Annotated in this window: 9 protein-coding genes; 5 read left to right on the forward strand and 4 right to left on the reverse strand. The window is 53.4% G+C overall.

Going from position 1 to position 9,746, the window contains the following annotated elements:
- Window positions 1-4: 4 nt before the first annotated feature.
- The 4 genes from QEH52_RS01350 to QEH52_RS01365 all read left to right on the forward strand — a co-directional run bounded on the left by QEH52_RS01350 (window position 5) and on the right by QEH52_RS01365 (window position 3,568).
- Window positions 5-304: an Rdx family protein gene (locus tag QEH52_RS01350; protein WP_308948135.1), complete on the forward strand. Its 300-nt coding sequence runs from the start codon at window positions 5-7 to the stop codon at window positions 302-304.
- On the forward strand, window positions 294-1,028 hold the full coding sequence (locus QEH52_RS01355) for a uracil-DNA glycosylase family protein (protein ID WP_308948136.1): 735 nt from the start codon (window positions 294-296) through the stop codon (window positions 1,026-1,028). The genes QEH52_RS01350 and QEH52_RS01355 overlap by 11 nt, the downstream gene beginning before the upstream one ends.
- A 116-nt stretch (window positions 1,029-1,144) precedes the next feature.
- On the forward strand, window positions 1,145-2,560 hold the full coding sequence (locus QEH52_RS01360; RefSeq protein ID WP_308948137.1) for a nitronate monooxygenase: 1,416 nt from the start codon (window positions 1,145-1,147) through the stop codon (window positions 2,558-2,560).
- A 27-nt stretch (window positions 2,561-2,587) separates the two neighbouring features.
- Entirely contained in the window at window positions 2,588-3,568 is a 981-nt protein-coding gene (locus tag QEH52_RS01365) for a zinc-dependent alcohol dehydrogenase family protein (RefSeq protein ID WP_308948138.1), read from the forward strand.
- On the opposite strand, the gene QEH52_RS01370 is transcribed toward QEH52_RS01365, so the two are convergent.
- Window positions 3,542-4,441, reverse strand: a complete 900-nt coding sequence (locus tag QEH52_RS01370) for an AraC family transcriptional regulator (RefSeq protein WP_308948139.1) — start codon at window positions 4,439-4,441, stop codon at window positions 3,542-3,544. The genes QEH52_RS01365 and QEH52_RS01370 overlap by 27 nt on opposite strands.
- A 144-nt stretch (window positions 4,442-4,585) precedes the next feature.
- On the opposite strand from QEH52_RS01370, the gene QEH52_RS01375 reads away from it, so the two are divergent.
- Window positions 4,586-5,827 (forward strand): L-rhamnose isomerase, encoded by a 1,242-nt coding sequence (locus tag QEH52_RS01375; RefSeq protein WP_308948140.1) that lies wholly within the window; start codon window positions 4,586-4,588, stop codon window positions 5,825-5,827.
- Between the two features lie 19 nt (window positions 5,828-5,846).
- On the opposite strand, the gene QEH52_RS01380 is transcribed toward QEH52_RS01375, so the two are convergent.
- The 3 genes from QEH52_RS01380 to QEH52_RS01390 are packed head-to-tail and all read right to left on the reverse strand — an operon-like array spanning window position 5,847 to window position 9,614.
- The gene (locus tag QEH52_RS01380) at window positions 5,847-6,479 is read right to left on the reverse strand and encodes a response regulator transcription factor (RefSeq protein ID WP_308948142.1); all 633 of its coding nucleotides are present in this window, start codon (window positions 6,477-6,479) and stop codon (window positions 5,847-5,849) included.
- Window positions 6,480-6,489: 10 nt separating this feature from the next.
- Window positions 6,490-7,563, reverse strand: a complete 1,074-nt coding sequence (locus QEH52_RS01385; protein ID WP_308948144.1) for a M23 family metallopeptidase — start codon at window positions 7,561-7,563, stop codon at window positions 6,490-6,492.
- Window positions 7,560-9,614 (reverse strand): sensor histidine kinase, encoded by a 2,055-nt coding sequence (locus QEH52_RS01390; protein WP_308948145.1) that lies wholly within the window; start codon window positions 9,612-9,614, stop codon window positions 7,560-7,562. The genes QEH52_RS01385 and QEH52_RS01390 overlap by 4 nt, the downstream gene beginning before the upstream one ends.
- Window positions 9,615-9,746 lie beyond the last annotated feature (132 nt).

The following is a 9,746-nucleotide window of genomic DNA, read 5'->3' on the forward strand; positions in this document are numbered from 1 at the left end:
ATTTATGAAACCTGCTATCGAAATCGAATATTGCCCCGGCTGTCGCTGGTTGCTGCGTGCTGCTTGGACGGCGCAGGAACTCTTAACAACTTTCGAGTCCGAGTTGGGCGCCGTCACTTTGCGTCCCTCCGATGCCAGCGGCACTTTCCACGTAAGTGTGGATGGGCAGGCCCTTTGGGATCGTAAGGCCGAAGGCCGTTTTCCCGAAATGAAAGAGCTGAAACAGCGCGTGCGCGACCATATCGCCCCACAGCGTCATCTGGGGCACAGCGACCGTGTAGAGAGGCAAGACGATGTCCGCTAGTATTTCCGAACAATGCATCGCGGCTGCCGAACGCTTGGCCGACGGAGTGGACGCCTTGGATTTTGCTGCGCCGACGACGCATATTTACAACCCACTCCGCTATGCTTGGACCGGGCATCGCAGTTACCTCGAGCAGCATGCGGCTTCGCAGAAAAAGGTTATTTTCATGGGCATGAACCCTGGGCCCTTTGGAATGGCGCAAACCGGTGTGCCTTTTGGTGAGGTGGCCATGGTGCGTGACTGGGTGGGCGTCGAAGAAACGATTCTCCGCCCCGAAAATGTGCATCCGAAACGTCCGATTGAGGGCTTTGCCTGCCAACGTAGCGAGGTCAGTGGGCGTCGCTTGTGGGGCCTGTTTGCTGAGAAATATCCCGTCGCAGCTGACTTTTTTGCCGATCACTTTGTGGCGAACTATTGTCCCTTGGTCTTTATGGAGGCGGGCGGAAAAAACCGCACTCCGGATAAATTGCCGGTCGCGGAAGTCGCGCGTCTCTATGCCGTGTGCGATCAGCACCTGCGCGAGCTGGTCGATCTTATGCAGCCCGAGTGGGTGATTGGAGTGGGGGCCTTTGCCGAGGCGCGTGCTAAGGAGGCCTTGCTCGGTTATGAGCTTAAAATCGGCCGAATTTTGCATCCCAGCCCCGCGAGCCCCGCTGCCAACCGTGGTTGGGCATCGCAAGCGGAGCAGCAACTGCAGGCGCTAGGCGTCTGGCAGTCGACGTGATTAGCTTGTCCTAGAATACGTTTTGGTAATGTATTTTAGCAGCTGGAATTATAACAGACCAACATTCTTCCATTAGTTTCGACTTGTTTTAATTCCAAATGCTATTAAGGGATCTTATGCTGAACACTTTAGATTCCTCACCGGCTACGGCCTATCCTGAAATCATCCAAGGCGGCATGGGGGCCGGCGTCTCCAATTGGCGCCTAGCCAATGCGGTCGCGAAACGCGGACAGCTGGGGGTGGTTTCGGGCACCGCGCTGGATACCATTTTGCTGCGTCGTCTCCAGCTGGGAGATCCGGGCGGGCACATGCGTCGTGCTTTAAAAGCATTTCCTTATCCTGAGATGGTGCAATCTGTTATGGATAAGTGGTACATCGAAGGCGGCAAGCAAGCGGACGAGGCCTACAAGCTCAAGCCGATGCCGACGGTAGACATGCTGCGCGAGGATGAGGAGTTACTGATCGTGGCCAACTTTGCAGAGGTGTATTTGGCTAAAGAAGGGCACTCTGGCATGGTGGGCATCAATCTATTGGAGAAGATACAATTGCCGACCCTACCTTCCTTATTTGGCGCCATGTTGGCCGATGTCGATGTGGTCTGCATGGGGGGCGGCATACCGCTCGGCATTCCCGGAGCGTTGGATAAGATGGCGCAATTGCAACCGGTGGAAATGAAGTTGCACGTGATGGATGCCGATCGTTCGCAGGAATACACCAGCTCATTTCACCCCGGCACCCACGTGTCTGCTGTGCAGCAGCCTCTGAAGCGACCTTTGTTCTTCGCTGTGATCTCCTCGGACGTGTTGGCCAAGACGCTCATGAAAAAGGCCAGCGGCAAGGTCGACGGCTTTGTCATCGAGAATTTCCGAGCTGGCGGGCACAATGCGCCCCCACGGCGTGGCGGTGAGTATACCGAGCGCGATGTCTGCTCGATCGAAAAAGTCGCGGCGCTGGGCATGCCATTTTGGTTGGCTGGAGGCTGTGCCACACCTACAGCTTTGGCCGAAGCCAAGGCCGCTGGTGCCTGCGGCGTGCAAGTTGGCACCGCTTTTGCGTGTTGCCAAGAGTCCGGAGTGACCGAGAAGATTAAAGCCGAGATCATTCAGCAGCACCGTGAGGGCAGGCTCGAGGTGATTACCGATTTTAAAGCTTCGCCTACCGGCTATCCCTTCAAGCGTGTCGAGGTGGAAGCCAATAGCACCCGCGACGCCTGCCGTGCCTGCGATCTCGGCTATTTGCGCCACGTGTATGCCAAGGACGATGGCAGCTTGAGCTATCGCTGCCCAGCGAGTCCGCGCAAGCCCTTCTTAAATAAAGGTGGCACCGCCGCAGAAGCCGAAGGCAAGCAATGCCTCTGCAATGGTCTACTCGCCACGATTGGTATGGGCACCGTGCGGCGGGGCACTCCGGTGCAGCCCTTGGTCACTTGGGGCGAGGATATGAGCTTTCTCGATCCGATCCTCGGTTCTGATAAAAATACTTACTCCGCCAACGACGTGATCGACTATATTCTGTCCCCCGTGTTGGCATAAATTAATTTTTTACCTTAGATATCTTTCATGCAACAAAACGCGATACGACATCACAGTTTCGGGAAGCCTCTCGAAGTCTTACAATTGGAATCCATCCAGCAGCCTCAGCCACAAGTGGGCGAGGTGCGCGTGCGCCTGGAAAAGGCGACCATCAATCCGTCGGATTATGGGATGATCGGTGGCAGCTATGGCAGCCTACGCGAATTACCCGCAGTGGCCGGGCGCGAGGGCGTTGGCGTCGTCGAGGCGCTGGGCGCGGGTGTGTCGGGCGTCGAAATCGGCACCCGCGTGCGCTTCCCGGGCGAGGATGGCGCATGGCAAGCATCTGCCTGTGTCGCGGCGGAAGATTTGCTAGTCGTGCCTGCCGAGGTGCCTGTGGACCAGGCCGCGATTTCATTTATCAATCCACCGACTGCTTATTGCTTGCTTAAAAAGATCGTGGATCTCAAAGCGGGGGATTGGCTGGTGCAAAACGCCGGCAATTCTGCTGTGGGGCTATCAGTCATTCAAATGGCTAAAGCCTTCGGCCTCAAAACCATCAGTCAAGTGCGCCGCGAAGAGCTCGTCGAGCCGCTCAAAGCTATGGGCGCGGACCATGTCGTGCTTGAAGGCTCGGGCTGGCCCAAGGGCGTGGCCGAGTTGACGGGGGGGGCGCCTGTGCGACTCGCGCTCAATTCCATCGGAGGCGAGAGCGCCATCGATCAGATTAAGGCGCTCGGTGAAGGTGGCACGCAAGTGACTTTCGGGGGCATGGTCGGCGACAAGGTGCGCTTTCCTACACGTTTCCTTATTTTCAATGACGTGCGTCTGACTGGCTTTTGGTGGGATCAATTTGGCAAGCGCCACGGTGTGGATGCCGTGCGCGAAGTCATGGCCGAGGTCTATGCGATGATGGCTGACGGCCGCTTAAAACTACCGATTGAACAAAGCTATCCTTTCAGTGAATACAAAGCTGCGATTCAGCATGATAGTCAGCCACGTTTAGGTAAGATTTTGCTTCATCCCTAGTTCGCTTTGTTCTTTTAACCACTGTTGTGGCGAGCTTCCGAAGGCTCGTTTAAAGGCTCTGGAAAAGTAGTAAACCGAACTATACCCTAATGTGTCTGCTGTTTCGGATACGCTCAAGTGATTGTGTAGCAGCAGGTCGCGCGAACGGTTGAGTCTGATTTGATTTTCGAACTCTCGCGGTGGGTAGCCTGTTTCGCGTTTGAAGGCGAAGCGAAAACGAGAGTAACTACATCCGAGCTTTTGGGCGAGTGCTTCTAGGTCGCTGCGTTGGTTTAACTGTTGTAGCATGGCTGCTTTGGCAGCTTGGACAATCGCAGCATCACTACATTGTGGCTGTGTGCGTTCGGGGGATTCGGCTTTCAAAAAAGCTAAAATGAGTGAGATGTGACTGGCTGCAATTTGATCACGTCCTACGATGTCTTGCTGTGACCAGTGCAATAAGCGATCGAACAGTTCTACGATCTCTTGCGAATGACGGGGTTTCAACACCGCTTGCTTGGATTGAAAAAATTGATGCATCACACGTGTGGCATCTGCGCCGCGAAAACCGACCCATGATTCGCGCCAGCCGGTGTTCGCATCTGGCTGGTAACGGTGCCACTCACCAGGAAAGATTAGTAGGGCGGTGCCTGATGTTACCTTTGTCATTGAGACGTTCTCTGATTCAAACACACCGCTTCCTGCTTCGATGAAGACGATCTGAAACTCGTCCAAGCTTCGGCGTCCATTGCTATCGAATAGATAGCTGAGTGGGTGTTCGGCATCGGGGTATTTTGCCTGTGGAGCGATCTGTTGTCGGCCTGTATCTAAGATGCGCCACCCCCAGCCCGATGCTGCGGGGTCGGAGGGGAAATAGCGGCTGTAGCTTTGCATGAGTGAGGAGGATGGTAGATGGAATTCGTATTTTTACGATGTCAAAAAGTGCAAATAATCTATCAGCCCGTGTATTCACAGAATCGAGAGGATCGGCTATGCTAGGCTTTTCTCTCTAAACTATAGCCCATTCTGATTTATCCTATGTACCAAGAAGCCAAAGAAATGTACGCCTCCATCGGCGTTGATGTTGAACAAGCTCTGACTGCTCTCGCGAGCACTCCGATCTCCTTGCACTGTTGGCAGGGGGACGATGTGGTGGGCTTTGAATCCGGCGCGGGGGCGCTTGGTAGTGGACTGGCGGTGACTGGTAATTACCCTGGCAAGGCACGTAGCATTGACGAGTTACGCCAAGACTTGGAGCAAGTCTTGAGTTTATTGCCGGGGAAGCATCGTTTGAACCTACACGCAATCTATGGTGATTTTGGTGGGAAGTCGGTGGATCGCGACGCGATTGAGCTGGCGCATTTTCAAACTTGGATCGATTGGGCTCAGGCGCAGGGCATCGGGATGGACTTCAATCCATCTAATTTTTCTCACGCTAAGGCGGACGATGGTTTCACTCTGAGCCACCCGGATGCAGGCATTCGTGATTTTTGGATCGAGCACTGTAAGCGTAGCCGTGCCATCGCTGCGGAGATTGGCAAGCAACTTGGGAGCGCTGCAGTCACAAATGTGTGGGTTCCGGACGGTATGAAAGATTTGCCGGCTGATCGCCAAGGCTTTCGCCAACGTCTATCCGATAGTCTCGATGCGGTTTTCGCGGACAAACTGGATGCTGCCCACAACATCGATGCTGTGGAGTGCAAGCTCTTCGGCATTGGCTCTGAGAGTTTTGTCGTGGGCTCGCACGAATTTTACATGGGCTATGCGCAAAAGCAGCAAACTGCGCTCTGCTTGGATGCCGGCCACTTTCATCCCACCGAAAGTATCGCGGATAAGATCTCATCCGTATTGATGTATGTGCCCGAGCTCTTGTTACATGTCTCGCGCGGTGTGCGTTGGGACAGTGATCATGTGGTGCTCTTTGATGATGCCACGCAGCAAATTATGCAGGAGCTCGTTCGCTGCGATGCGCTGCCACGCACCCATATCGGCCTTGATTTCTTCGATGCCTCGATCAATCGCATCGCAGCTTGGGCGATCGGTACACGCGCGGCGCAAAAGTCGCTATTACTCGCCTTACTCGAGCCGCGCGCTGCATTACTCGAAGCCGAACTTTCCGGTGATTACACCACGCGTTTGGCCCTGTTGGAACAAGCCAAGGCCTTACCATGGTCCGCGGTGTGGGCTGAGTTTTGCCAGCGTAATGATGTGCCAGATGAGCTGGGATTGCTGGCTAAGGTGAAAGATTATGAGAAAACGGTGTTGTCCGCTAGAAACTAGGCGTGGCCGAAAGCGTCCTTCAGGGTAATTGTATTCGGTGTTTGAGCACCAGTTTGATGAGTTCCGAAGTGCTTTCGATATTGAGCTTTTTCATGATCCGGTAGCGATGGTTTTCGACGGTTCGTGGGCTGAGCTTGAGTGTGTCTGATATGCTTTGGCTGGTGAGTCCTTCGCCGACCCAATAGAGTATTTCCTGTTCGCGGGGGCTGAGGATCTTATGCAGTGCGTTGGGATCGGATGCGATCTTGTAGCGATTTTCACGCACTAGTTTGGTGTAGTAGAGTCCACCTTCGGCTACGGTGAGCATCGCTTCTTGCAGTGTTTCGATCGGCTGTTCTTTTTCTACGTAGCCTTGAAAGCCGATGTCGTGTATTTGAGTCGTGGTTTGCTCATCCATCTGGGAAGTGATGGCCAGTAGGCGGGCTTGTGGATCATGCTTAAGGATTTGCTTGGCGAGCTCCAGTCCGTTGAGTTTCGGTATGACGATGTCCAGCAGCACCAGGTCCGGTTGTAGTTCGAGGTAGCAGGCAAGCCCCATCTCTCCGTCGGTGGCTTGACCCACGAGCGCGAAGTCTTCGCTTTGCTCGATGTGGTTGGCGAGCAGGTTGAGAAACAGCCGGTGGTCTTCGATGAGTAGGGTGCGATAGGCCATGATGAAGCGCTTAGTCTTGGGTATATTGGATCGGGCGGTAGTGTTCGTTACGAGTCGGAAAGAAGGGGGCGTCTGCTTCTGGTGCTTCGACTTTTTCCACGCCTTCCAGTAGGATGGGCAGGCTGCTAACTTGGGCGCTGAAAATGTCGGGTGATGTTGTGGCGACGAGCAGTAGCACCGGTTCGCTGAACATGCCCGACTTTCCAATCGCCGCCAGAGGCTCACCTGCTTGTATCCGCTCTCCCGTTTCAGGGCGGATGCTATTTTGCTGTAGATTGGCGAAGATCAAATAATGTTGTTGGTCGATTTGCAGTAGCAGGTAGTTGCCAGGGCCTGTGTCTGGATGAATCTGTCCCATGGGGAGGTCGGGAATGCTCTCATTGGCTGTGATGACGGTGCCTGTTGCCGGAGCGAGGATGGTGGCGCCAAAGGCTTCAGGGTAGGGACGATTGCGCTCGGAATCATTGAGAAAAGTCCTCGTCGCCGGGCGCATATGCACGCCGAATGCGCGCGGGGCTCGGCTGCTGGATTGCAGCATGTTGTTGAGTAGTGAGTAGCCACCATTCATCACGCAGAATTCCTCTGCAAATGGAGCTTTCAGCAGCAACGATTCTTCCAGGCGGGGCTCCCGTTGGGTTAGCAGGAGCTGGTAGCTGAGTAGTGCGGAAATCGCTAGTATAAATAGATTGGAAAGGCGGTCGATACGTGGGCGCAGGGGCAGCAGGATCATTGCAAAGACTGCGGCGAATATCCAATTTGTCTGTATCCACTGGTAGTATTCAGTTTCAGTGTTTTCCAGTTTGATGGCCACTATTTGTAGAGCGAATGCGGTCAGTGCTAAGCAGATCCATTTATTGAAAATGCTTAGCCAATACTTTATTTGTTTCTTTTGGAAGGGAGTTTTTAGGTGCTCCCAATACAGCTGTCCACGTGCTAAAAAGATGCATTGTATGACGAGCATGGTGGGTGTGCCGTAGCGTAGGCATAGTTCCATTAGCTTGGGCAAGGTGGCATCTTCACAGTGTCTCCATAGAATGGAGGCCAAGAGAATGTAGATGAAAGCTTTGATCAGAGATTTGTTCATTGGGATGCCTGATTCCAAGTTCTGAGGTAAAAGTAGCAATGCGTGCCCTGTTGGACTTGGCTGGTGATGTGTAAGTTGGACTTGTGCGCTTTGAGAATGTCGTAGCAGATCTGTAGGCCAATGCCGGTTCCGGGCTCACCGTTGACACCTTTGGTGCTTTCGAGTGCCCGTTGTTTACGCAGACGTTGCAGGCGTTCGGGCGTGATGCCGACTCCCCAGTCTTTGACAGATAGTTTTATCCGCTCGGAATCCACCTCGGCACTGATCCGGACACGACTCTCGGGGTGGCTATATTTTAGGGCGTTGATGGTTAGATTGCGTAGCACAGATGCGATACTTTCGAAGTCAAAACGCGCAAAGGTCTGTGGGGGAATCTCCCAGTCCAAATGAATTGCCTTGGTTTTGGCTAGCATGGTGAGTGCGGGAGTGATGGCGTCCTGTAAGTCGCTCAGCAGGTAGGGTTGGAGCCCGACTGAATGTTTGCCAGTTTGTAATTGTCCCCATAGCAGCAGGCTTTTAGTGAGCTCAGATAGGTGGGCTGCGCTTCCTTCGATATCTTTTGTATATTCTTTGATGAGTGCCGGCTCGAGACTTTGCGGTGAATCTGCGAGCATACGTGCAAGGCTGCTGACGCCGTCGATGGGGGCTTTAATGTCGTGAGCGATAATGCGCAATAGCTCGCTCTTTTGCTGGTCGGAGGCCGCTAACTCGCTGGTGCGGGCGGCGACGTCGTGTTCCAGTTGGTTGTTATACTGTTCCTGTAGCTCTGCCCGTTTCTCTGCTTCAGATAAGGCATTGGCTTGTGCGGCCTCTCTTTGGTCATTGACCATGCGTATGCGCTCACTCAATCCCACGGCCAAGACGCCCATTTCGATGCCAGATGCGTAGAGCCACTGAAGCAGCAGCTCGGATGTGGGGATGCCACCGGTCATTAAAATACTGGTATACTGCCAGGATACGATGAGTAATAAGAATGTGGCTGGTATGAAAAAGTAAGTTTGTGGTACCTTTTTGAATACACCGTATAGGGCAAGTGAGAGGGCGATTAAGTGACTGCAAGCCCAGATGCTGACGATGATGCTAATGATGGAGCGCCCAAATAGTGTGGCTGGACCGAACATGAAGATCGGCGAGGCCAGAACCAGTGCATTGGCGAGATAAAGCACCGGGCGATAGGCGCGCGGGCAGTAGTGCCTAGTCTGTAGAAATTCCAGTGCGAAACGTAGGAAGAGCCCGGCGGTGAGGACCAATAGGCCGCTGTAGAGAAAGAAATTGACCCCCGCGGGCAGCCAGGCTAGCTGGCCCATTTCGATTCGACTCAGCAGTGTGGTATGTAGATTGAAGTGGACAATGTGCAGTGCACAGGCGGCTAATAAGAAAAGAATATAGTAGAGTGTGTCTTGATCCCGCAGGGCTAAGTAGATGCACCCGTTCATTAAAATAAGCCCGGTCAGGAGGCCCATGTAGAGGAAGACCACGTTTTGCTCTGTGTGCGCACGTTCTACATAAACTGCGGGGCTCTCCCACATGGTGATGGCCGGGAGTAGCCAATGGTAGTCCCTCAGGTAGAGGAAGTATGTTTTACTTTCATGCGCGGCGAACTCGATCTGAAAGGCATGCGTCGCGAAGGGGAGTCCTTTTTGAGCGGAAGGAATGTTCTCGCCGTTCTGATACATCGTATAGCTGCCGTCCGGATGGATCTCGTAAAGTTGCGCGATGTCTACCCAACGGTAATCGATTTCCAGAACACGTTCGAGTGGGCGGTCTTCATAGTTGCTCAGTGGTAATTGTATCCAGCAACTCACGAAAATATCGGAGGAGGTCCGCGAGGTGTTCGGATTGTAGGCGGTGAAGCGATCTGGCTGTTGAGCGATTTCTAAAATTTCCTCAATATTGCCTAATGTTTGATCTTTTAGGATAGAGATTTGTGCCCCTTCCGTTACCGGCAGTGCTACGGTTCTTTCTTCCGGATATCGAAAAGCCCGTAAGCCGACGATTAAGGTCAGTATAAAAAATAGGAGGAATAGTGTATAGCGGTGGCTTTTTTTCACAGTAAACACGGATGAGCGGCATGGTCAGCTTCACGCTGCTTCCAATAGTAGTGTGCGGAAATGACTCAAAAAGCAACAGTGCGCTCTTTGAGTAATTTTACTCAAACGTACGATTTGCCCCGCATAACTAGT

Origin of the sequence: Thalassobacterium maritimum (assembly GCF_031127805.1) — a bacterium.
Lineage (GTDB): Bacteria > Verrucomicrobiota > Verrucomicrobiia > Opitutales > Coraliomargaritaceae > Thalassobacterium > Thalassobacterium maritimum.